The 24,170-nt window shown below is 55.7% G+C and carries 19 protein-coding genes; 15 read left to right on the top strand and 4 right to left on the bottom strand.

All coding sequences use genetic code 11. The annotated features are described in order from the left end of the window. Window positions 1-801: 801 nt before the first annotated feature. From GV764_RS14465 to GV764_RS14430, 8 genes are all read left to right on the top strand, one after another. A complete protein-coding gene (locus tag GV764_RS14465; RefSeq protein WP_161660753.1) occupies window positions 802-1,578 on the top strand; it encodes a threonine/serine exporter family protein in 777 nt (258 codons plus the stop codon). Then, window positions 1,569-2,042, top strand: coding sequence for a threonine/serine exporter (locus GV764_RS14460; protein WP_161660752.1), 474 nt, complete (start codon window positions 1,569-1,571; stop codon window positions 2,040-2,042). The genes GV764_RS14465 and GV764_RS14460 overlap by 10 nt, the downstream gene beginning before the upstream one ends. Before the next feature lie 125 nt (window positions 2,043-2,167). Beyond that, window positions 2,168-2,713 carry a primosomal protein DnaT gene (dnaT, locus tag GV764_RS14455; RefSeq protein ID WP_161660751.1) on the top strand — a complete coding sequence of 182 codons (546 nt, stop codon included), beginning with the start codon at window positions 2,168-2,170 and terminating at the stop codon, window positions 2,711-2,713. Between the two features lie 2 nt (window positions 2,714-2,715). Further along, window positions 2,716-3,456 carry a replicative helicase loader DnaC gene (gene dnaC, locus GV764_RS14450; RefSeq protein ID WP_161660750.1) on the top strand — a complete coding sequence of 247 codons (741 nt, stop codon included), beginning with the start codon at window positions 2,716-2,718 and terminating at the stop codon, window positions 3,454-3,456. A gap of 132 nt (window positions 3,457-3,588) precedes the next feature. After that, entirely contained in the window at window positions 3,589-4,092 is a 504-nt protein-coding gene (locus tag GV764_RS14445; protein ID WP_161660749.1) for a YjjA family protein, read from the top strand. Window positions 4,093-4,331: 239 nt separating this feature from the next. Continuing rightward, window positions 4,332-6,623: a phosphatidylglycerol--membrane-oligosaccharide glycerophosphotransferase gene (opgB, locus tag GV764_RS14440; RefSeq protein ID WP_161660748.1), complete on the top strand. Its 2,292-nt coding sequence runs from the start codon at window positions 4,332-4,334 to the stop codon at window positions 6,621-6,623. Between the two features lie 36 nt (window positions 6,624-6,659). Then, on the top strand, window positions 6,660-7,976 hold the full coding sequence (gene dsdA, locus GV764_RS14435) for a D-serine ammonia-lyase (RefSeq protein ID WP_161660747.1): 1,317 nt from the start codon (window positions 6,660-6,662) through the stop codon (window positions 7,974-7,976). Between the two features lie 150 nt (window positions 7,977-8,126). Beyond that, window positions 8,127-10,145 (top strand): oxidoreductase, encoded by a 2,019-nt coding sequence (locus GV764_RS14430; RefSeq protein ID WP_161660746.1) that lies wholly within the window; start codon window positions 8,127-8,129, stop codon window positions 10,143-10,145. Here GV764_RS14430 and rlmG read toward each other — a convergent pair. Then, window positions 10,142-11,272, bottom strand: a complete 1,131-nt coding sequence (gene rlmG, locus GV764_RS14425; protein WP_161660745.1) for a 23S rRNA (guanine(1835)-N(2))-methyltransferase RlmG — start codon at window positions 11,270-11,272, stop codon at window positions 10,142-10,144. The genes GV764_RS14430 and rlmG overlap by 4 nt on opposite strands. 85 nt (window positions 11,273-11,357) lie before the next feature. Between rlmG and GV764_RS14420 the strand changes: the two genes are divergently transcribed. The 6 genes from GV764_RS14420 to sstT all read left to right on the top strand — a co-directional run bounded on the left by GV764_RS14420 (window position 11,358) and on the right by sstT (window position 18,719). Beyond that, complete coding sequence (locus tag GV764_RS14420; RefSeq protein WP_161660744.1) at window positions 11,358-11,858, top strand: M48 metallopeptidase family protein; 501 nt, start codon at window positions 11,358-11,360, stop codon at window positions 11,856-11,858. Window positions 11,859-11,930: 72 nt separating this feature from the next. After that, window positions 11,931-12,929, top strand: a complete 999-nt coding sequence (locus tag GV764_RS14415; RefSeq protein WP_161660743.1) for a Gfo/Idh/MocA family protein — start codon at window positions 11,931-11,933, stop codon at window positions 12,927-12,929. Between the two features lie 290 nt (window positions 12,930-13,219). Then, window positions 13,220-14,188: a TerC family protein gene (locus GV764_RS14410; RefSeq protein ID WP_161660742.1), complete on the top strand. Its 969-nt coding sequence runs from the start codon at window positions 13,220-13,222 to the stop codon at window positions 14,186-14,188. Window positions 14,189-14,346: 158 nt separating this feature from the next. After that, window positions 14,347-16,152: an alkaline phosphatase D family protein gene (locus GV764_RS14405; RefSeq protein WP_161660741.1), complete on the top strand. Its 1,806-nt coding sequence runs from the start codon at window positions 14,347-14,349 to the stop codon at window positions 16,150-16,152. Window positions 16,153-16,161: 9 nt separating this feature from the next. After that, entirely contained in the window at window positions 16,162-17,208 is a 1,047-nt protein-coding gene (locus GV764_RS14400; RefSeq protein WP_161660740.1) for an MBL fold metallo-hydrolase, read from the top strand. A gap of 266 nt (window positions 17,209-17,474) precedes the next feature. Further along, window positions 17,475-18,719 (top strand): serine/threonine transporter SstT, encoded by a 1,245-nt coding sequence (sstT, locus tag GV764_RS14395; RefSeq protein ID WP_161660739.1) that lies wholly within the window; start codon window positions 17,475-17,477, stop codon window positions 18,717-18,719. On the opposite strand, the gene GV764_RS14390 is transcribed toward sstT, so the two are convergent. From GV764_RS14390 to uxaC, 3 genes are all read right to left on the bottom strand, one after another. Continuing rightward, window positions 18,716-19,291, bottom strand: coding sequence for a YgjV family protein (locus GV764_RS14390; RefSeq protein ID WP_161660738.1), 576 nt, complete (start codon window positions 19,289-19,291; stop codon window positions 18,716-18,718). The genes sstT and GV764_RS14390 overlap by 4 nt on opposite strands. Before the next feature lie 79 nt (window positions 19,292-19,370). Further along, on the bottom strand, window positions 19,371-20,858 hold the full coding sequence (locus tag GV764_RS14385) for a UxaA family hydrolase (RefSeq protein WP_161660737.1): 1,488 nt from the start codon (window positions 20,856-20,858) through the stop codon (window positions 19,371-19,373). 21 nt (window positions 20,859-20,879) lie between these two features. Continuing rightward, complete coding sequence (uxaC, locus tag GV764_RS14380; RefSeq protein WP_161660736.1) at window positions 20,880-22,292, bottom strand: glucuronate isomerase; 1,413 nt, start codon at window positions 22,290-22,292, stop codon at window positions 20,880-20,882. A 461-nt stretch (window positions 22,293-22,753) separates the two neighbouring features. Between uxaC and GV764_RS14375 the strand changes: the two genes are divergently transcribed. Beyond that, on the top strand, window positions 22,754-24,055 hold the full coding sequence (locus GV764_RS14375) for an MFS transporter (RefSeq protein ID WP_161660735.1): 1,302 nt from the start codon (window positions 22,754-22,756) through the stop codon (window positions 24,053-24,055). Window positions 24,056-24,170 lie beyond the last annotated feature (115 nt).

Raw genomic sequence — 24,170 nt, 5'->3', positions numbered from 1 at the left:
ATAAATATTCTTACCTTGTATGTTTTAAGCTATTACAATTATAAAGCTAATAGATTGAGGCGACTCTCAGGCATCACCAAACAGCGGAACACGGAAGTGTTCTACCTGAGACGGTATTAACTTAAGAACATTCTAAAAATGCGTTTCCAAAGAGTCAATATGCGGAAATAAAATGTCAATTAAGAATTTATTTATAATGAAACAAAAAATGAGTTCTGCGAAACCCTTAATGTCCATTAATAAACACAATTTAGCATGTTTTTTTGAATCAAGGTTGGATAAGAGGATTAGTTTTCTTTCATTGATTATTTAAAAAATTGACGCGCCGTATCCGTCTCTTTTCTTGCCCGCCAGATCCTTACAAAACAATAGCAATAAATAACGAAATGTATTCGCAGGACCCTACATTAGCGCTTCTCTTTTACACGTTTCAATAAAAGGTTGGCTTGTCACTTCCTTTTGTCGAACAACAGCGAAAAGATGCAAACTTCAGGCAAGAGAAAAGGAACTGATGCATCTAAATCGAAATATTTTTGAAAATAGCGCCTGGCCGTTAAAGCCATTTTAAAAACTATTACCAGGTTCGTATCCAGGTATCATTCACAGAAAAAACCGACATCCCTAACATAAAAAACCATAAATCCCTTTCATTGCAAAATTTCAAAAAACTTAAAATGAGGAATGCCGACCGGGAACGATAACTTTCTACCTAAAACTTGATCCAGAGACCTAAATGTCCTGCAGGCCGATATGTTAAAACCACGCTTATCTCTTTTTGTTGTCGAGCGTTATGCCTGAACCATGGAACAAGACGTCGTTACGCAGCGGGAAGTCACTCGCTTATGTATACAATGCGGCCTTTTTTTATTACAGCATGGCGCTGAAAGCGCCCTGATAGAAGAACTGTCGACCCGCCTGGGACTGGCCTTAGGCATGGACTGCGTGGAAAGCTCCATATCCGCAAACGCCATCGTGCTGACAACCATTAAAGACGATCAATGTCTGACCTCAACGCGTAAAAACGTCGATCGCGGTATTAATATGCATGTGGTAACCGAGGTTCAACACATCGTTATCCTTGCCGAGCATAAACTCATCGATCTTCAGTCGGTTAAAAAGCGCTTTAACCAGATTAAGCCGCTGCGCTATCCGCGCTGGTTGGTGGTTACAATGGTCGGGCTCTCCTGCGCCTGCTTTTGCAAACTGAACAACGGTGGCTGGGACGGCGCGCTGGTGACCTTTATTGCCAGCGCCGTGGCCATGTACGTCCGCCAGGTCTTTACCCAGCGCCATCTGCATCCACAGATCAACTTCTGCCTGACGGCGTTTGTCGCCACCACGGTTTCCGGCTTGCTGCTCACGCTTGCCGCTTTTGCCCATACCTCAACCGTGGCGATGGCTGCCAGCGTGTTGCTGCTGGTGCCCGGCTTCCCGCTGATTAATGCCGTGGCGGACATGTTTAAAGGCCATATCAATACCGGGTTAGCGCGTTGGGCGATGGCGAGCCTGCTGACGCTGGCAACCTGTATTGGCGTGGTGATGGCGCTGTCGCTGTGGGGGTTGCGCGGATGGGCATAATCGATTTTATTCTCGCGCTGATGCAGGACATGATCCTGTCCGCTATCCCTGCGGTGGGATTCGCGCTGGTGTTCAACGTACCGCAACGTGCGCTGCCATGGTGCGCGCTGTTAGGCGCTATCGGTCACGGCTCGCGTATGGCGATGATGACGGCGGGCTTTAATATCGAGTGGAGCACCTTTGTCGCCTCGATACTGGTTGGTATTATCGGTATCCGCTGGTCGCGCTGGTATCTGGCGCATCCGAAAGTGTTTACTGTCGCCGCCGTGATCCCAATGTTTCCAGGGATTTATGCCTATACCGCGATGATCTCCGCCGTAAAACTCAGCCACTTCGGCTACAGCGACCCGCTGATGGTGGCGCTGGTCACCAACTTCCTGAAGGCCTCTTTTATTGTTGGCGCGCTGTCTATTGGCCTCTCCCTGCCGGGCCTTTGGTTGTACCGTAAAAAGCCTCGCGTTTGATCGTCCCGAATGTCGGGGCAAGCCTCAAAAGCCGCCCCCGACTGTGCTACTATGGAAAGAGCATCGCCAGTCCGGACTGATGCCTGTTAGCCCGTGTAGTTAACCTCCTGTTTTGAGAATGTTTTATGTCTTCCAGAATCCTCACACCCGACGTTATCGGTATTGATGCCTTTAATAACGACCCGCAAGGCGCGCTCTCACGTGCTGACAACGGGGCGCTGGCGGTATTTAAAGATAACGTCCCCGCGTTTTATGCCGTTTCGCCTGCCCGTCTGGCGGAACTGATGGCGCTGGAAGCCCGGCTAAATGCACCGCAATCGGACGTCGCACTGGAAGATCAGCTGTTTGACGAACTCACTACGCAAAGCCATCCGGTGCCGGTGCCGCTGGGCAAATTCGCCATGTATCCGGCATGGAAACCCGACGCCGACTTCCAGCGTATGGCGGCGCTGTGGGGCGTTAACCTGATCCAGCCGGTCACCGACGAAGAGCTGGCGACGTTTATCAGCTACTGGCAGGCGGAAGGTAAAGTCTTTCATCATGTACAATGGCAGCAGAAGCTGGCGCGCAGCGTACAAATCAGCCGGGCCAGCAACGGCGGCGCGGCGCGGCGCGACGTCAACAGCGTGCCGCAACCCGATAACAGCATTCCCGATGGATTCAGAGGCTAACGATGAAACACGTCACTGACCTGATGACGCGTCTGAAAAAGATGATGCCCCGCGATATTAAACCGGCATTCACCACCGCTGAAGAGCTCCTTTCCTGGCAACAGGAGCAGGGAAAACTGCGCTCGGCCTCCATTGCTCGCGAAAATCAGGCCATGAAAATGCAGCGCACCTTTAAGCGCTCCGGCATCCGCGAACTGCATATGAACTGCTCGTTCGATAATTATCAGGTTGAAACCGAAGGACAGATGAGGGCGCTGGAGCGCGCCAGGAAATACGCGGCGGAATTTGACGGAAACATCGCCAGCTTTGTGTTTTCGGGCCGCCCCGGCACCGGCAAAAACCATCTGGCGGCCGCCATCTGCAACGAGCTGCTGCTGCGCGGTAAGTCGGTGATGATCATTACCGTCGCGGATATCATGTCGGCGATGAAAAACACCTTCAGCGACGGCGCAGACACCACCGAAGAGCGGCTGATTAACGACTTAAGCACCGTGGATCTGCTGGTGATCGACGAAATCGGCATGCAGACCGAATCGCGTTACGAGAAAGTGATCATCAACCAGATCGTCGATCGCCGTTCGTCGTCCAAACGTCCCACCGGCATGTTGACCAACTTGCCGATCAAAGAGATGAATACACTGCTCGGCGAACGCGTTATGGATCGGATGCGGCTGGGCAACAGCCTGTGGGTCAATTTCGACTGGGACAGCTACCGCAGCCGGGTCACGGGCCGAGAAGTATAAAGCCCCGGATAACTCCGAAACAGCAGGCGACAGGCCCTGAAACGCCTGCTTCCCTCTCCTTCCCGCCCCTGCGCCCGTTATACACTAGCTGCGAATTTGCCTGCGCCGCAGGCCAACCATGAGATCGCGCCCATGAAATCAGTAAAACAGATGTTTCAGCTTGCCGCCTGTGGGGCAATGTTGATGGCGACCAGCAGCTATGCCGCGACCTGGCAGGAGAGCTTATCCAGCGCCGCCAGCCAGTTGAGCCAGTCCCAGAGCCAAACCACAGCCAACGGCACGCAAAGCAACTCGCTTTCTGCGCTCAGCGGGCTGCTGACGGGCGGAACCCAGGCGTTAAGCTCGGAGAATATGCCTAACGTGGCGGGTATCCTCGGTTACTGTATGAAACAAAAACTGGTTTCCGCGACCAACACCGAAAACGTCAAAAATCAGATTATGGAAAAGTTAGGACTGAGTACGCCTCAGGCCCAGACCACCACGCCGGATTACACCGAAGGTTTGATGGGTCTGTTAAATACTGCGAAAGGCGAACAGCTTGACCTGGCAACCATCGGCAACTCGCCGCTGGCGGAAAAAGTGAAAACCAAAGCCTGTGACCTGGTCCTTAAGCAAGGCGTTAATTTCCTGATGTAAATGCCAGCGGGTGTTTTTATGCACCCGCTTCCTCCTTATTTTCCCCACATTTAACCGCTACACTGCTGCCACCACGTAATGTGCGCGCAATCAAATAATCCCACAACTAAACCAATTCTTAACCACTACACACTTTGATGACACTAGAATTGCAGCTGTGTTACTGAAAAGTTAGATTGTGCTGTTAAAAAAGATGATTGATATAGACAGGCGTGCTGCCTGCTGGTGAGGATTTGGCGTTGTCAGAACTGCTCTCGGTTGTTTTATTTATCGCCTCGATCGTAATTTATTCCCTCAAGGCGGGCCGTAATACCTGGTGGTTTGCCGCCACCCTGGTGGTTCTTGGCCTGTTTGTTATTTTAAATATTACCCTTTACGCCAGCGACTATTTTACCGGCGACGGTATCAACGACGCGGTGATCTATACGCTGACCAACAGCCTGGCGGGCGCGGGCATCAGTAAATACCTCTTGCCTGCTGCTGGCCTGATAGCCGCGCTGGTACTGGTGTTTGGCGCGCTGGCCTGGGTGTTACGCCGCCGCCGCCACCGTCCTTACCATTTTGGCTACAGCCTGCTGGCGCTGGTGATGGCGCTGGCCTCCGTGGACGCCAGCCCGGCGTTTCGCCAGATTAGCGAGCTGGTGAAATCGCAGAGCCGCGATGGCGATCCCGATTTCGTGGCGTACTACAAAGAACCGGCAAAGGTCATTGCTAATCCGACGCTCAACCTGGTGTATATCTACGGCGAAAGCCTGGAGCGTACCTATTTTGACGACCAGGCGTTCCCCGGCCTCACGCCGGAACTGGGTGCGTTAAAAAATGAAGGGATTGATTTCAGCCACACCGCGCAGCTGCCGGGCACTGATTACACCATCGCCGGAATGGTCGCGTCCCAGTGCGGTATTCCGCTGTTCGCGCCGTTTGAAGGCAACGCGTCAGCGTCGATGTCGAGCTTCTTCCCGCAGAATATCTGCCTCGGGGATATCCTGAAAAACTCCGGCTACGAAAACCATTTTGTCCAGGGCGCCAGCCTGCGCTTTGCCGGGAAAGACGTGTTCCTGAAATCCCACGGCTTTGACCACTTATACGGCGCGGATGAGCTGAAAAGCGTGGTGGCCGACCCGCATTACCGCAACGACTGGGGTTTCTACGACGATACGGTTCTCGACCAGGCGTGGCAGCAATTTGAAGCGCTGTCGAAAGAAGGCAAACGCTTTTCACTGTTTACCCTGACGGTGGATACCCACCACCCCGACGGCTTTGTATCACGCAGCTGCGAACGTAAACGTTACGACATCGACGGCAAAGCCAATCAGTCGTTCAGCGCGGTGACCTGCAGCCAGCAGCATATCGCCGCGTTTATTAATAAAATCAAAGCGTCGCCGTATTTTAAAAATACCGTTATCGTGGTCTCTTCTGATCATCTGGCGATGAACAACACCGCCTGGAAATACCTCAATCAGCAGGATCGCAACAACCTGTTTTTCGTGCTGCGCGGCGATAAGCCTCAACAGGAGGTGATGGCGGTGAAGCGTAACACCATGGATAACGGCGCGACGGTGCTGGATATCCTGGGCGGCGATAACTTTATCGGCCTCGGACGCAGCAGCCTGTCGGGGGACTCGCTCTCCACCGTGTTCCTGAACATGAAAGAAAAAGTGCTGGCCTGGAAACCGGACGTGATCCGCCTTTGGAACTTCCCGCGAGAAATCAAAGACTTCACCATTGACCAGGAAAAACAGACCATCGCTTTCTCCGGCTCAAAGTTCCGCCTGCCGCTGCTGCTACGGGTATCGGATAAAAAAGTCGAGCCTTTACCCGAGAGCGAATATTCCGCGCCGCTGCGCTATCAGCTGGCGGATTTCGCCCCGCGCGATAACTTTATCTGGATCGATCGCTGCTACAAAATGGCCCGTCTGTGGTCCTCGCAATGGGCGCTGTCCACCGACTGGTGCGTGTCGCAAGGCCAATTGGGCGGCGAACAGAAGATCAGTCACGTCGATAAGCCGAAGTGGCAGGGCAAAGCGGCGTTTCGCGACACGGTGATCGACACCCTGCGCTACCAGGGTAACGTCGACATGCTGAAAACCGTGGATAACGATATTCGCTATAAAGCCGACAGCTTCGTGTTCAACGTCGCCGGCGCGCCGGAAGAGGTGAAAAGCTTCAGCGGCATTTCACGCCCGGAGTCCTGGGGACGCTGGTCCAACGCGCAACTGGATAAGGAAGTGAAGATTGAATACAACCAGCCGCTGCCGGAGAAATTCGAGCTGGTGATCACCGCCAAAGCCTTTGGGCCGAATGCGAATCAGCCGATCCCGGTACGGGTGGGCGACAGCGAACAGACGTTGACGCTGGGCAATGACGTCTCCACCACTACCCTGCATTTCGACAATCCGTCACGCAGCAATACGCTGGTGATAGTCCCCCCTGCCCCGCAGGAGACCAACGAAGGCAATATCCTCGGCCATTCGCCGCGTAAGCTGGGCATCGGGATGGTGGACATTAAAGTGGTGAAATCCGAAGGCTGACGGGTATCATGGGCTCAATAACCAAAAGGAGCCCGCATGCCTGCGCCCACTGTCCCGCAACTGCTCAGCCGCTTTCCGCTGCTGCACGATCTTATCGCCCTGCGCGAAACTCAGTGGTTTAACCCTGCCGTCACGTCGCTGGCGGACGGGTTGCCCTGGGTCGGTTTAACCCGTCACGATGTGCAGGACGCCGAAGCGCGCCTGCAACGCTTTGCGCCCTGGATTGCCCATGTGTTCCCGGAAACCGCCGCCAGCGGCGGGATGATCGAATCCCCCTGCATCGCCATTCCCGCGATGCAGTCCGCACTGGAATCACACTATGCAGCGCCGCTGCCCGGCCAGTTGTGGCTCAAAAAAGACAGCCATCTACCGGTCTCCGGTTCGATTAAAGCGCGCGGCGGGATCTACGAAGTGCTGTTCCACGCCGAGAAACTGGCGCTCGAAGCGGGTCTTCTCCAGCTCACCGATGACTACCGTAAACTGGCGGATGCACCGCTGCGCCAGCTCTTTAGCCAGCACCGCATCGCGGTCGGCTCTACCGGCAATCTGGGGCTGTCTATCGGCATTGCTTCCGCCAGGCTGGGCTTTCAGGTGAGCGTGCATATGTCGGCGGACGCGCGGGAATGGAAGAAAGCGCTGCTGCGCGCTAATGGCGTCACGGTGGTGGAATACGCGGATGATTACAGCGTTGCCGTGGAACAGGGCCGCCGCGAGGCGGAGCAGGATCCCCGCTGTTTCTTTATCGATGATGAAAACTCCCGCAACCTGTTCCTGGGCTATGCGGTAGCGGGCGGCAGGCTAAAACGCCAGTTTACCGAGGCGGGCGTCACGGTGAATGCCGGGCGGCCGCTGTTTGTCTATCTGCCCTGCGGCGTCGGCGGGGGTCCCGGCGGCGTGGCGTTCGGCCTGAAGCTGGCGTTTGGCGATGCGGTACACTGTATTTTCGCTGAGCCGACCCACTCGCCCTGCATGCTGCTGGGGGTTCATACCGGGTTGCATGACGCGATTTCGGTGCAGGATTTGGGGATCGATAACCAAACCGCCGCCGATGGTCTGGCAGTGGGCCGCGCCTCCGGTTTTGTGGGGCGGGCGATGGAGCGGTTAATCGACGGCTATTACACCCTGAGCGATGACACGCTGTTCACCCTGCTGGGCATGCTGAACCAGCAGGAACATATCGCCCTGGAGCCCTCCGCGCTGGCGGGTATGCCCGGCCCGTGGCGCCGGGATGAGGCGTATCGTCGCCGCTTTAGCGAGCAGGCGCTGAACCACGCGACGCATCTGGTATGGGCTACTGGCGGCGGCATGGTGCCCGCCGACGAGATGGCGAAATACCTCGCCCGCAGCCGTTAATCGTTTACACGGCAGGCCCGCCTGCCGTTATTCCCCGCGTTCTTTGAATCCCATCACAATCGCTGATTGCGCTTTTTCCATTCTTTCTCAGGCCAGCTAAATTAGACACTCATCCGACCACATAACAATAATTTTACATTGGAAGAGACTATGAGCTATCCGTCGCTGTTCGCCCCGCTGGATTTAGGGTTCACCACGCTAAAAAACCGGGTCCTGATGGGCTCGATGCATACCGGCCTTGAAGAGCGCCCGGACGGCCCGGAACGGCTGGCGGCGTTTTATGCCGAACGCGCGCGTCACGGCGTGGCGCTGATCGTCACGGGCGGGATAGCGCCCGCGCCTTCTGGCGTTGCGATGGCGGGCGGCGCGATGCTCAACGACCGCAGCCATCTCGATCATCATCGGCTGGTGACCGAGGCGGTGCACCGCGAAGGCGGCAAAATCGCGCTGCAAATCCTCCATACCGGGCGCTACAGCTATCAACCCCATCCGGTTGCGCCTTCGGCGATTCAGGCGCCGATTAACCGCTTTGCGCCCCACGCCCTGACCCACGATGAGATCCTGGCGCTGATTGATGACTTTGCGACCTGCGCCCAGCTGGCGCGAGAGGCAGGCTATGACGGCGTAGAAATCATGGGTTCGGAAGGCTATCTGATTAACCAGTTTCTGGCGGCGCGCACCAATACCCGCGAAGATGAATGGGGTGGCGATTACCCGCGCCGGATGCGTTTTGCCACCGAAGTGGTGCGCACGGTACGCGAACGGGTAGGCAACGATTTTATTATTATTTACCGCCTGTCGATGCTCGATCTGGTGGAGGGCGGCGCAACCTTTGAAGAAACCGTGACGCTGGCGAAGGCCATCGAAGCGGCGGGTGCGACGATCATTAACACCGGTATCGGCTGGCACGAAGCGCGAATTCCCACTATCGCCACCCCGGTTCCGCGCGGCGCGTTCAGTTGGGTGACGCGTAAGCTTAAAGGCCTGGTGGCGATCCCGCTGGTCACCACCAACCGGATTAACGATCCGGCGGTGGCCGAGGCGATCCTCTCCTCGGGCGATGCCGATATGGTGTCGATGGCGCGCCCGTTCCTGGCGGATGCCGAATTGCTCAGCAAAGCGCAAAGCGGCCGCGAAGATGAGATCAACACCTGCATTGGCTGTAATCAGGCGTGTCTCGACCAGATCTTCGTCGGCAAAATCACCTCATGCCTGGTGAACCCGCGCGCCTGCCATGAAACGAAAATGCCGATCCTCCCGGCAACGAGGGTGAAACACCTCGCCGTGGTCGGCGCGGGCCCCGCCGGGCTGGCGTTTGCGGTGAATGCCGCGCTACGCGGTCATCGGGTGACGCTGTTCGACGCCGCCCCGGAAATCGGCGGGCAGTTCAACATTGCCAAACAGATCCCGGGTAAAGAAGAATTTTACCAAACCCTGCGCTATTACCGCCGAATGCTTGAAATTACCGGCGTGGACGTCCGGCTGAATACGCCGGTTAACCCGGCGATGCTGGCAGAGGCGGACGAGGTAATTCTGGCCTGCGGCATCGAGCCGCGTGTTCCGCTGATTGACGGAATCGAGCATCCCCGCGTGCTCAGCTATCTGGATGTATTACGCGATAAAAAACCGGTGGGCGAGCGCGTGGCAATTATCGGCTGCGGCGGCATCGGCTTTGATACCGCGATGTATCTCAGCCAGCAGGGCGAATCCACCAGCCAGAATATCGCCGAGTTCTGTGCGGAATGGGGTATCGACACCAGTCTGGAGCAGGTGGGCGGATTGCGCCCGGAAGGGCCGCAGCTGCCGAAAAGCCCGCGCCAGATTGTGATGCTGCAACGTAAAGCCAGCAAACCTGGCGAAGGGCTGGGCAAAACCACCGGCTGGATCCACCGCGCCACCCTGCTGTCGCGCGGCGTGAAGATGGTCCCCGGCGTCAGCTATCAGCGCATCGACGATGACGGTTTACACATCACGATTAACGGCGAGCCGCAAACCCTGGCGGTGGATAACGTGATCCTGTGCGCCGGGCAAGAGCCGCGCCGCGAACTGGCGGAACCGCTGCGCGAAGCCGGCAAAACGGTGCATTTGATTGGCGGGTGCGATGTGGCGCTGGAGCTGGATGCCCGGCGCGCGATTGCCCAGGGCACCCAACTGGCGCTGGAGATTTAGCGGCTGTTACGCAGCTTCACCGCCTTCAACACCACGAATTTGTTATTGGTGGCGACGGTGGTGCAGTTGCCGAAAATCTTCTTCAGCTTGCGGTAATAATCGAGGTGGCGGTTGCCGACCACGCGCAGCTCGCCGCCGTACTTCAGGCAGCGACGCGCGTCGTTAAACATCTGCCAGGCGATATGATCGGTAATGGCGTGCTGCTGGTGGAACGGCGGATTGCACAGCACGGCGTGAAAGCGATCCGGCTCCATGCCGGCCAGCGCATTGTTCACCACAAATTCGCTGCGCGCCAGCGCGTCCGGCAGGTTATGTTCGACGTTTAACCGGCTTGAGGCCAGCGCCATAAACGATTCATCGACGAACACCACCCGGCCCTGCGGATTTTGCGCCAGCAGCGTTAAGCCAATCACGCCGTTGCCGCAGCCCAGATCCGCCATCTCCCCTTCCACATTTTCCGGCAGATGCTGCATAAAGAACCGCGCGCCGATATCCAGCCCGGTACGGGAGAACACATTGGCGTGGTTGTGGATTGTCCAGGGCGTGCCGTCGAGTTTCCAGTTCAGGGTCGCAGGCGCATTATTCAGCGCAGGCAACGCCACGCTACCGTAAATCAGCCGCGCCTTTTTCCACGCCAGCGAGGTGGTGGTCGGCCCGAGGATTTTCTCAAACAGCGCCAGGGTGGAGTTATGAATATCCCGCGCTTTGGCCCCGGCAATAATCCGGGTCTCCGGCGTTACCACGTCGCGCAGCGCGCGCAGTTGCTGCTCAAGCAGGGCCAACTGTTTCGGGATCTTGATCAGCACCAGCGCCGGCGCCGCAGGCAGCGGCGCGAGGGCGTCCTGGAAGGTGACGCTGTCGGCATCAAGCTGATTGAGACGCAGGTTATGGCGCGCGGCCTGTTGAGCGATAAACGAATCGCTGATGTTATACGGGCGGCGGGCCGCCAGCGCGCAGGTTAACGCGCCGAACGCATCGTTAAAAATCAGCGTCGGGCCGTCGGTTTGCGGTACATCCTGCAGCAGATATTCGTCGGCGGCGTCCCACGCCTGTAGCGGGGCCTCTTCCGGCATCGGCGGATAGCGCTCAAGCGTTAACTCGCATGCATTTAACTCAACCTGGCTCATCGGCCCTCCACGGTGCTAAAATTCGCGCGATTTATCCCTTAATTACGCATCTGAGTAAACCTTTTTTTCTCTCGCCGAGGCATCCATGAGCGCACTGCTGTATCTCCAGGGCTACCCTGAATCCTTGTTAAGCCAGGTAAACAGCCTGATCGAGCAGGGGCGGCTGGGGGAAGTGCTGAACAAGCGCTACCCGCAACGGCATGATATCGCCACCGATAAAGCGCTGTGGAACTATGTGCAGGAGATTAAAAACCGTCATTTGCGCAGCAGCTCGCCGTTGAGCAAAGTGGCCTATGACAACAAAATCCACGTGCTGAAACACGCGCTGGGGTTGCATACCGCCGTGTCGCGGGTGCAGGGCAGTAAGCTGAAGGCAAAGGCGGAAATCCGCGTGGCGACGGTGTTTCGCCAGGCCCCGGAGCCGTTTTTACGGATGATCGTGGTGCACGAGCTGGCGCACCTGAAAGAGAAAGAGCACAACAAAGCGTTTTATCAGCTGTGCTGCCATATGGAGCCGGACTACCACCAGCTGGAATTCGACACCCGTCTGTGGCTGACTCATCAGGCATTGCTCAGTTCTGCGTAACAGGCCACGTGATTTCCTGCCATCGCATGCTACTCTGACGGGTACATTCCACTGCGGAGTTAACTCCCCGATATGATACGTTTCGCTGTTATTGGCACCAACTGGATCACCCGCCAGTTCGTCGATGCCGCCCATGAGACCGGCAAGCTTAAACTCACGGCGGTCTATTCACGTACGCTTGAACAGGCCCAGATGTTCGCCAACGATTACCCCGTCGAGCATCTGTTTACCTCGCTGGAGGCCCTGGCGCAAAGCGATGATGTTGACGCAGTGTACATCGCCAGCCCCAACTCCCTGCACTTCTCTCAATCCTGTCTGTTCCTGAGCCATAAAAAACATGTGATTTGCGAAAAGCCGCTGGCCTCTAACCTGCGCGAGGTCGAAGCCGCCATCGCGGTGGCGCGGGAAAATCAGGTAGTGTTTTTCGAAGCCTTCAAAACCGCCAGTCTGCCCAATTTTATCGCCCTGAGCCAGGCGCTGCCGAAAGTCGGCAAGCTGCGTAAAGCCCTGTTTAACTATTGCCAGTACTCCTCGCGCTACCAGCGCTATCTGGACGGCGAGAACCCGAATACCTTTAATCCGGCCTATTCCAACGGTTCGATTATGGATATCGGTTTTTACTGCCTGGCGAGCGCCGTGGCGCTGTGGGGCGAACCTGCCTCGGTCACCGCCTCCGCCAGCCTGCTGGACAGCGGCGTGGACGCCCATGGCACGGTGGTGATGCACTATGGCGATGCGGACGTCACCCTGCTGCATTCCAAAGTCAGCGACTCGGGCCTGCACAGCGAAATTCAGGGCGAGGCCGGCACGCTGGTGATCGAGAAGATTTCCGAATGCCAGCGCATCACCTTTATCCCGCGCGGCGGCAAAGCCCAGGATCTCTCGCTGCCGCAGCATATCAATACCATGCTGTATGAGGCGGAAACCTTCGCCCGTCTGGTGGAAACGCACGAAGTGAACCACCCTGGCCTGGCGGTCAGCCGCACCACGGCGAAGCTGCTTACCGAGATCCGCGCCCAGACCGGCGTCAAGTTTCCGGCGGATGATGTCAACGAACCGCTAACCGCGTAAAGCTCAGTAAAACCCCCGGCGGCGTCGTTGACGAAATCATTGACGCTGCATACTTTTTATTTGCAAAGGGGAGTAACTTCCTTGCCGACGGATCGTCAATACGGTGCTGTGCATCCGGTCGTCGGGCAACTCGAAAAATGCGTATCAGGCATCGTCAACGACGCTGGTGAACACGGGTATTTCGCGTTGTAAGTGAGACCTTGCCGGAAGGCGAGATCCATTTGCAACTTCAGCAAAGCGGCTAACGTCTTCCGACGTTGGCCGTTTTTCATTTTTAAGGAATGATGCTTATGAATACCGTGGGTACTCCCCTGCTGTGGGGCGGCTTCGCTGTGATTGTGGTGATTATGCTCGCCATCGACCTGTTGCTTCAGGGACGGCGCGGCGCGCATACCATGACCATGAAACAGGCGGCGGTGTGGTCGCTGATTTGGGTCGGGCTGTCGCTGCTGTTTAATTTAGGCTTCTGGTGGTATCTCACCGGCACTGAAGGCCGCGCGGTGGCGGACACCCAGGCGCTGGCCTTTCTCACCGGCTATTTAATCGAGAAAGCCCTGGCGGTAGATAACGTCTTCGTGTGGCTGATGCTGTTCAGCTATTTCGCCGTTCCTCCGGCGCTACAGCGGCGCGTGCTGATTTATGGCGTACTGGGCGCCATCGTCCTGCGCACCATTATGATTTTCGCCGGCAGCTGGCTGATTTCGCAGTTTGAATGGCTGCTGTATGTGTTCGGCGCGTTCCTGCTGTTTACCGGCGTGAAGATGGCGCTGGCCAAAGAGGACGAAGCGGGCATCGGCGAGAAACCGATTGTACGCTGGCTGCGCGGTCACTTGCGTATGACCGATAAAATCGAAAACGAAAAATTCTTCGTGCGGCACAACGGCCTGCTGTATGTCACGCCGCTGTTCCTGGTGCTGATCCTGGTGGAGATCAGCGACGTGATTTTCGCGGTGGACAGTATCCCGGCGATCTTCGCGGTCACTACCGACCCGTTTATCGTGCTGACCTCTAACCTGTTCGCTATCCTGGGCCTGCGCGCCATGTATTTCCTGCTGGCGGGCGTCGCGGAGCGTTTCACCCTGCTGAAATACGGCCTGTCGGTGATCCTGGTATTTATCGGCTTTAAGATGCTGATTGTCGATTTCTACCACATCCCGATCGCCATCTCGCTGGGCGTGGTGGGTGGCATTCTGGTGGTGACGCTGGTGATCAACGCCTGGGTCAATCACCGTAACGACAAACGCAAAACGCTGACATAAATCCTGAGCGTCTCAACGCTGCGTTGAGGCGCTTCATTAAAATGTGTTACCCCCGTCCGTTCATTCACGCTTTCGTATCACCCGGCCCGCTTTGGCACGTTTTATACTCACACCATAATGACCCTGACCGGCCATTCTTTTCATGGTGGGTAAAAAAAATGAGCAAACTGTTTAAACCTGCGTTGGGCCCGATTGTCGGGCATACCACCGATACCTCCTGCCGCCTGTGGATTGCCGCATACCCTGACCATGATGAAAACGACATCGCGAATAATATTCGTACCGTCGGTATGATTGGCGTGGTGGGCGCAAATGGAAAAGTGGCGGCGGAGAATATCTGGTACTTCCGCATGCGCCGCCAGTACCACCGTACCGGCGTTTATACGCTGGGTAAGGATGTAAATTTATGGGCCGATGAGAAAGAGTGGAAAAAATTAAAGCCTTTTCTCTTAAAACCCGCAACGCGTTATCTGGTTCGCATGGCCTATCTGGAAATCAGCCTGCCGTCGGAAGAAATGGACGGTGACGCCAGCGAAGAGGTCGTAAAAACCCTTCCCCCGGCGCGAGTCTGGGTGGATCAATTCAATGATGAAACCCTGAGCGCGCAATATGTCACCGCTGACTTTACAACCCAGCCCAAATCCACTGCCGCCGCGCAGTCGGTTAAATTTCTGTTTGGATCCTGCCGGAATAACTGGTTTAACGGGGTGCCTTTTTACAAGAAAAAGGAATCCGACCTGATTTTTAAAGCGATGTATGAAAAGCATTCCGACGCGAATTTTGTATTAATGGTTGGCGACCAGATTTACGCCGACTCGGCATCGGTTTATATGCCGGCGTTTAAAGCGGATACCTATAAAGAGTTTGAGGAGGCTTATCACGAAAACTATAAAAGCCTCAATTTCCGTCGGCTGACTTCGCATATTCCCACTTATATGATCCTTGACGATCATGAAATTGAAGATAACTGGACTCAGGACAGGGTTAACAAAACCAATTATTTACCCGGCTTGTTCAGCAATAACTGTGATCTGTTCAACTGCGCTATCAGCGCCTATATGAGTTACCAGTGGATCCACGGCCCGCGCTTTCCCGACAGCTACATTCATCAACGCAAAGATAAGCTTATCGGCAGTGAAAAATACCTGGCGGAAATGGATGTTCCCCGTTTGTTCTACGATTTCAACTGCGGCGGTTATCCTTTCTTTGTGCTGGATACGCGCACCACGCGCTACAAAAACGACGCCAGTCAAAGCGACGACAGCAATATCAATAATAACCATTTGTTGGGGTTACCTTCAAAACACCCAACGGAACCCAGCCAGCTGGACAGGCTATGCGCATGGCTAATTCATATGCAAGAGGACTACGGCAATCGCCCCAAATTTATTGTCTCCTCCGGCGTCTTTGTTCCCAACGAAATCGATACCGCCGGGGACGGTTTCTGGTCACGCAGGAATAAGGATAACAGCGATACCTGGACTGCTTTTCCGCAAACGCGCAATCAGGTATTAAAGACCCTGCTTAAGCATAAAATTGAAAATGTTATTTTCCTGTCAGGCGATATTCATTGCACCAACATCTGCGAAATTGAAATTAACGGTATCGCTGGCGAAAAAATTCATGCCTGGTCGGTAACGTCTTCGCCGTTTTACTGGCCTTATACTTTTATTAACGGCGAAACGGCAAAATACATACGCGATTCGGCGGAGGAAAACGACAGTTTCGATATTTATGAGACGCTGTTAAGTAATCCTCAGCCGGGAACCGCATTGGGCACCATGAATTATCAATCCTGGGGCTATACCCAGAATAATAATTTTGCCCGGATCGATATTGATGCGGATAAACAGCATCTAAAAGTGCAGTTTTTTGACACGGATGGAAACCCAATCCCCGTCGCAAAACGGGATGGCGATAAAAATAGTCACCCTGAAATTATTCCCTTAACGTCATGGTCGTGAGCGGCTTTTATGCGCAACCTGGGGCTGATTATGGCGTTGACCCTGTGCGGGTGCTTATCCAAACCGCAGGTGGGCGCGCACCAGTTATGGGCAGGTAAAGAGGCCTCCGGCCCGGCGCTGCATTATCTCGGCGTTGGCGGCTGGCTGCTCCCCTGGCGTGATGAGGGCGTGCTTTTCGCGCCGTCATTCACCAATCCGGCACTGGCGGGAATAACCGGTATTCCGCCGGTTAAGGTGAAAAACGATCCGGTGAAAATTCAGCAGATGATGCCGGATGCCCGTTTTGTCTCGATGCTGCTGGTGGGCCACGCCCATTACGATCACCTGCTGGACGTTGCTGACGTCATGAAGACGCAGGCGTCCAACGCCCAGGTTTATGGATCGGAAACGGTGGTCAATATCCTGCAATACCAATTCCGTGACGATCCGCAACAACTGCGGCGCTTGCATAATATCCTGCCGCAGATTGCCTCAGCGCCTGATATTTCACGCCCTGGCGACAGCGGTAAATGGATTTACTCCAACACAGGCTTTATTCGGGTCAAACCGATCCGCAGCATGCATGCCGGACATATTTTCGGCGTGGATTTGCTGCCCGGCATTTATACATCGCCGCCTGACGAACCGCTGGATACCGTTTGGGACTGGCGGCCTGGCACGCCGGTGGCCTGGCTGGTGGATTTGCTGGATGAGCAGAAAAACCCGGTCTATCGCATTCACTACCAGGACTCCGCCGCCACGCCGCCGTGGGGATTCCCGCCCCGGGAGCCGGACGGCAAGCGTATCGATGTGGAGATACTGTGTGCCGGTTCATGGCATCAGGTTTACCGCTATCCCGCAGCGCTGTTGGATTTTACCCAGCCGCGTAGGGTGCTGATTGGCCACTGGGAGAACTTCTTCGGCAATAAGCCTGATGACGTGCGGATCATTCCCGACCTCGATCTTAAAGGGTTAGTGGATATTGTCCGCCGCCACGTACCGCCGAAAACGCCCGTGTTTACGCCATTACCCTTCACAAAAATTCCGCTTCCTGCGCCGCAGGCACGTCACCTGTAACGCGACGCGGCCAAATGCCAGAACGTCACGCTATAGCCAGCCATTTTTGCTTTGCAATATCACCTGAATCAGAAGTGCTATTAATGTCACAAGAATGTTAATTTTAAGTTGGAAAGCTGGAGCGATTCGGAAAAAACAGCACTATCCCCTTCCCCCCGGACGGCAAATCCCTATACTCATCCATGCAAACATCTGTTACATCCGGTCACAAAGCTTTTAATAATATTGACGCGGGATGGAACCACATCACATCTGAAGGAATATTTATGAGCACGCAATCTACACCAGGGTTGTTGCGCCGCCTTGCGGGCGGCAGTCTGGTTAAACAAATTCTTGTCGGTTTAGTTCTCGGCATTCTGCTGGCGTTAGTGTCCAAAGACGCGGCGATAGCGGCGGGCCTGCTGGGAACACTCTTCGTCGGCGCACTGAAAGCCGTTGCGCCGGTGTTGGTACTGGTACTGGTGATGGCGTCAATCGCCAATCACCGCCAGGGCCAGAAAACCAATATTCGTCCTATCCTGTTTCTCTATCTGATCGGGACTTTCGCCGCGGCGCTGACGGCGGTGCTGTTCAGCTTCGCGTTCCCGTCTACGCTGCATCTCACCACCGGCGCAACGGAAATCACTCCGCCTTCCGGCATTGTGGAAGTAATGCGCGGCCTGCTGATGAGCATGGTTTCCAATCCGATTGACGCGCTGCTGAAAGGTAATTACATCGGTATCCTGGTATGGGCTGTGGGTCTTGGCTTCGCGCTGCGTCACGGCAACGATACCACCAAAAACCTGCTCAACGACGTGTCCGACGCGGTGACCTTTATGGTAACGCTGGTGATTCGCTTCGCGCCGATCGGTATCTTTGGCCTGGTGGCGTCCACCCTGGCGGAAACCGGCTTCGCGACGCTGTGGGGCTATGCACAACTGCTGGTGGTGCTGATTGGCTGTATGTTCCTGGTGGCGTTTGTCATCAACCCGCTGATCGTCTGGTACAAAATTCGTCGGAACCCGTATCCGCTGGTGCTGGCTTGCCTGCGTGAAAGCGGCGTGACCGCTTTCTTCACCCGCAGCTCCGCTGCCAATATCCCGGTGAATATGGCGATGTGCGAGAAGATGAACCTGGACCGCGATACCTATTCGGTGTCGATCCCGCTGGGTGCCACCATCAACATGGCAGGCGCGGCTATCACCATTACCGTGCTGACCCTGGCGGCGGTGAATACGCTGGGGATTGCCATGGACATCCCGACCGCACTGTTGCTGAGCGTGGTCGCTTCTCTGTGCGCCTGCGGCGCATCCGGCGTGGCGGGCGGTTCGCTGCTGCTGATCCCGCTGGCCTGTAATATGTTTGGTATCCCGAACGAAATCGCCATGCAGGTGGTGGCGGTCGGCTTTATCATCGGCGTACTGCAGGATTCCTGCGAAACCGCGCTGAACTCCTCTACCGACGTGATCTTCACCGCCGCAGTTTGCCAGGCGGAAGACCAGCGTTTAGCGGCCAACGCGCTGCGCAATTAATCTTTACAGGCGGGCCTTGCGCCCGCCGCTTCTTCCTTCTGCATACTCTCTTTTTCGATTTTAAACGGATCGATACCGCGCTTTTGCATCCGCCAGAAGCGAATGATATTCAGGCCGTTCATCACCAGAAAACTCCCCTCAATCAACGAACCGCCAATCGAGCCCAGCCAGATATTGTGGCTCACCCAGCAGGCCGTGGAGCACCACATCACGCAGCGCACGGTTAACCCTTTGCAGCGAAACAGCGCCCAGGTGCTGGCGACGGTGCCGACAATCGGCAGCAGTTCCATCGGGTGATGGAGTCTGGCAAGCCCGAGGAAGAGCGTCAGGACGATGAATACCGACATCACCCACAGGCTGCGGGTGCGCAGAGAAATCACGGTGCGAAAAGCGTTTAACACCGCGCTCATCCCGGCAGGTGCCGCGCCCATCAAAAAGAAATGACAGCCGATAATAAAGCTGTACAGCGAGAGTTGCAGTTTAAAGCGCTTTTCGTCGCGGTTGATAAACGTCGTGATACCAATTACAAACGCCAGGACGCCAACGCCCTGGGCAAGCCAATACGCGGTCATTCTCTGTCCTTAAAGATCATAAAAAAAACGGCGCTCGTTAACGGAGCGCCGGGGGAAAATGAACTCAGGAGTCCACAGATTATAATGTCACGCCACTCTTAAAGATTGCCAGTTCTCTGAAATCATTGCGTTCATTGCAGGTCTGCTTGCCGTTAGCGAACGCCACAATGGTGTCGATAAATTGGTTTAACAGTTGCGGCATCGTCTGGCCATGCAGGAGCTGCCCGGCGTCGAAATCGATCCAGTGCGGCTTTTTCTTCGCCAGTTCGCTGTTGGTGGCGATTTTCACCGTCGGCACAAAACCGCCGTATGGCGTACCGCGCCCGGTGCTGAACAGCACCATATGGCAACCGGCGCCGGCCAGCGCGCTGGTGGCAACGGCGTCGTTGCCCGGCGCGCTCAGCAGGTTCAGGCCATGCCGGGTCAGGCGTTCGCCGTAGCGCAGCACATCCACCACCTGGCTTTCGCCCGCTTTTTGAGTACAGCCGAGGGATTTCTCTTCCAGGGTGGTGATCCCGCCCGCTTTGTTGCCCGGCGACGGGTTTTCATAAATCGGCTGATTGTGGGCGATAAAATACTGTTTGAAGTCGTTCACCATGGTGACGGTTTTTTCAAACGTCGCTTCATCGCGGCAGTGGCTCATCAGCAGTTGTTCAGCGCCGAACATTTCCGGCACTTCCGTCAGCACCGTGGTGCCGCCGTTGGCGATCAGATAATCAGAGAAGCGGCCCAGCATCGGGTTAGCGGTAATGCCGGACAGGCCGTCAGAGCCGCCGCACTCCAGCCCAAACTTCAGCTCGCTCAGTTTGCCCGGCTGGCGCTGGTCGTGACGCATCACCTCATACAGCGCATGCAGATGCTCCAGACCGGCCTCCACTTCGTCATCCTGATGCTGGCAAATCATGAAATGCACCCGCTCAGGATCGAAGTCGCCCAGGGTTTCGCGGAACGCATCAACCTGGTTGTTTTCGCAGCCCAGACCAATCACCAGCACCGCGCCCGCGTTGGGGTGACGCACCATGTTTTGCAACATGGTGCGGGTGTTCACGTGATCGTCGCCCAGCTGCGAGCAGCCGTAGGTATGGCTGAACAGAAATACGCCGTCGGTGCCTTCGGCATCGTTGGTTTCTTTCAGGAAACGGCTCTGGATCTGACGGGCAATGCCGTTGACGCAACCCACGGTCGGCAGGATCCACAACTCGTTGCGAACCCCGACGTCGCCGTTGGCGCGACGGTAGATATTGACGTCGCGATCCGCGGCCTGTTGCTCCAGCGTTTGCAGATCCGGTTGATAGCGATAGGTATCCAGATCGCTCAGATTGGTGCGCGCGTTATGCGAATGGATATGCTCGCCTGGCGCAACATCGCTCAGAGCATGGCCAATCGGCAATCCATATTTAATAACGTTCTCACCTTTCGCAATCGGGCTGATGGCGAACTTATGCCCGCGCGCCACCGCCTGCACAAGCGTCAGGGTAATACCGTCAATGGTGACGACGCTGCCTTCTGCCAGATCGGTCAGCGCAACCGCGACGTTATCCTGCGAATGGATCCTGATGTATTGCATATCAACCTCAAACGGCCTTAATTAGTTCAGTTCGATGGCGAAGTAATCACGCGCATTGTTAAAGCAGATGTTTTTCACCATCTCGCCCAGCAGCTCGATATCCGCCGGCGCTTCGCCAGCCTGCACCCAGCGGCCAATCATCTGGCACAGAATGCGGCGGAAATACTCGTGGCGGGTGTAGGACAGGAAGCTGCGGCTGTCGGTCAGCATGCCCACAAAGCGGCTCAGCAGGCCGAGCTGCGCCAGTTGGGTCATCTGGCGTTCCATACCGTCTTTCTGGTCGTTAAACCACCAGCCGGAACCGAACTGCATCTTGCCCGGCATCCCTTCGCCCTGGAAGTTACCGATCATGGTGCCCAGCACTTCGTTATCGCGCGGGTTCAGGCAGTACAGGATGGTTTTCGGCAGCAGGTTTTCTTCGTTCTGTTTGCTGAGCAGTTTGGACAGCTCTTCCGCCATCGGACGATCGTTGATGGAGTCAAAACCCACGTCCGGCCCTAACAGCTTGAACTGACGCAGGTTGTTGTTGCGCAGCGCGCCGATGTGGTACTGCTGTACCCAGCCGCGACGGGCATATTCCGCGCCCAGCCAGACCAGTACCGCGGTTTTGAACTGTGCCACTTCATGCTCAGACAGGCTTTCACCCGCCAGGCGACGTGCCAGGATGCTGTCGAGTTCGCTTTCGTTAGATTCCGCGAACAGCACGACGTCCAGCGCGTGGTCGGAGACTTTACAGCCGTGTGCGGCGAAGTGGTCCAGACGTTTAGCCAGCGCGGTTTGCAGATCGGCAAAGCGGCGGATATCGGTGTCGGACACCTCGGCCAGTTTCGCCATGTAGTCGTTAAAGGTCGCCAGTTCGATGTTGAAGGCTTTATCCGGGCGCCAGCTCGGCAGCACTTTAACGCTGAAGCTGCTGTCTTTCGCCACGGTGGCGTGGTGTTCCAGTGAATCCACCGGATCGTCAGTGGTGCCAACCATTTTCACGTTCATCTGCTGCATGATGCCGCGCGCGGAGAATTGATCCTGCGCCAGCAGCTCGTTGCACTGGTTCCAGATCTCATCGGCGGTTTTCGGGGACAGCAACTTGCCTGTCACACCAAACGGGCGACGCAGCTCCAGATGGGTCCAGTGGTACAGCGGGTTACCAATGGTGTGCGGCACCGTGGCCGCCCAGGCGTCGAATTTCTCGCGATCGCTGGCATCGCCGGTACACAGGCGTTCAGCCACGCCGTTGGTGCGCATTGCGCGCCATTTGTAGTGGTCGCCTTTCAACCAGATGTCATACAGGTTTTTAAAGCGGTAGTTCTCGGCGATTTGCTGCGGCGGGAGGTGGCAGTGATAGTCGAAAATCGGCTCGTCTTTGGCGTAATCATGGTACAGACGGCGGGCGAATTCAGTATCTAACAAGAAATCTTCGGTCATGAACGGGGTCATTGTGAGCTTCCTCTGAGCGAGTGAACCAGATGCGTCCAACTATGCTGACAAAGTTATCACACCAATTTCCAGTCACAGAGAATTATTTAGTGAGCAAGATCAATAAACGCTAACAAATTCTGTCCCTCTTTAGGAGTAAAACCTAAGCCAGGCCGCGCCAGCACTGGCCTGAAAGGCAATTGTTAATAACCTTATTAAGAAAAACACTTTTGTGATGGCTCTCAACTTTTAAAGCTGTATGACAAGTTATCTTTGCAGCCGTCGCAAAAACAGCCTCAAGGTGAAAAGCGACTTTACCGGTATGGATACCGAATTGCCCCACAAACACTTTCTATGGCAAGGAACGGAACGTTTCAGCTACAACCTGAGAATGGTGCCGTTTCAGTTTTCGACACCTGCCATAATTGGTCTGGCAGGTGACCGTGTTACTACGGTGGATTTCAAAACAATGAGGTTTTCACATGCGTAAAATCAAAGGGCTGCGTTGGTACATGATCGCCCTGGTCACCTTAGGCACCATACTGGGTTACCTGACTCGTAACACCGTGGCGGCGGCTGCGCCGACGCTGATGGAAGAGTTACACATATCTACCCAGCAGTACTCTTATATTATCGCTGCGTACTCTGCGGCTTACACCATCATGCAGCCAGTTGCCGGCTACGTCCTTGACGTACTGGGCACCAAAATTGGCTACGCGATGTTCGCCGTTCTGTGGGCTGTTTTCTGTGGCGCAACCGCGCTGGCAGGCAGCTGGGGCGGCCTGGCGCTGGCCCGTGGCGCAGTGGGCGCAGCGGAAGCCGCAATGATCCCGGCAGGTCTGAAAGCCGCTTCAGAGTGGTTCCCGGCTAAAGAGCGTTCCATCGCGGTTGGTTACTTTAACGTAGGCTCGTCGATTGGTGCGATGATTGCGCCGCCGCTGGTGGTCTGGGCAATCGTGATGCACAGCTGGCAGATGGCATTCATTATCTCCGGCGTTCTGAGCTTCGCCTGGGCGATGGCCTGGCTGATTTTCTATAAACACCCTCGCGATCAGAAAAAATTAACCGAAGAAGAACGCGACTACATCATTGGCGGCCAGGAAGCTCAGCACCAGAAAGACAATGGCAAAAAAATGTCTCCGTGGCAGATCATTCGTAACCGTCAGTTCTGGGGTATCGCCCTCCCGCGTTTCCTGGCGGAGCCTGCCTGGGGTACGTTTAACGCCTGGATCCCGTTGTTCATGTTTAAAGTCTACGGCTTTAACCTGAAAGAAATTGCTATGTTTGCCTGGATGCCGATGCTGTTCGCTGACCTCGGTTGCATCGTGGGTGGCTACCTGCCGCCGCTGTTCCAGCGCTGGTTTGGCGTTAACCTGATCGTCTCCCGTAAAATGGTGGTGACCATGGGCGCCGTGCTGATGATTGGCCCTGGCATGATCGGCCTGTTCACCAGCCCGTATGTCGCCATCGCTCTGCTGTGTATCGGTGGTTTCGCTCACCAGTCACTGTCTGGCGCGCTGATTACCCTCTCTTCCGACGTATTTGGTCGTAACGAAGTGGCAACCGCAAACGGCCTGACCGGTATGGCCGCCTGGACCGCGAGCACAATGTTTGCTCTGGTTGTGGGCGCACTGGCTGACACCATCGGCTTCAGCCCGCTGTTCGCCGTGCTGGCGGTATTCGATCTGTTAGGTGCGGTGGCTATCTGGACGCTGCTGCAAAACAAACCGATGGCGGAATTGCAGAAGCAGGTTCCCGACCCCAAACCTGCCACCCAACATTAACATGCGTCACTAAATCATCTCACAGCCGCCCTCAGGGGCGGCTTTTTTGATCCCGCAAGTGGAGCGTTTCTCGTAAAAGTGGTATAACAAATCAATGTTGTCCCGCAGTTCATTC

Origin of the sequence: Atlantibacter hermannii (assembly GCF_009907385.1) — a bacterium.
Classification (GTDB): domain Bacteria; phylum Pseudomonadota; class Gammaproteobacteria; order Enterobacterales; family Enterobacteriaceae; genus Atlantibacter; species Atlantibacter hermannii_A.
Note: the sequence above shows the minus strand (reverse complement) of the source record. Positions and strands in the feature narration are given on the sequence as shown.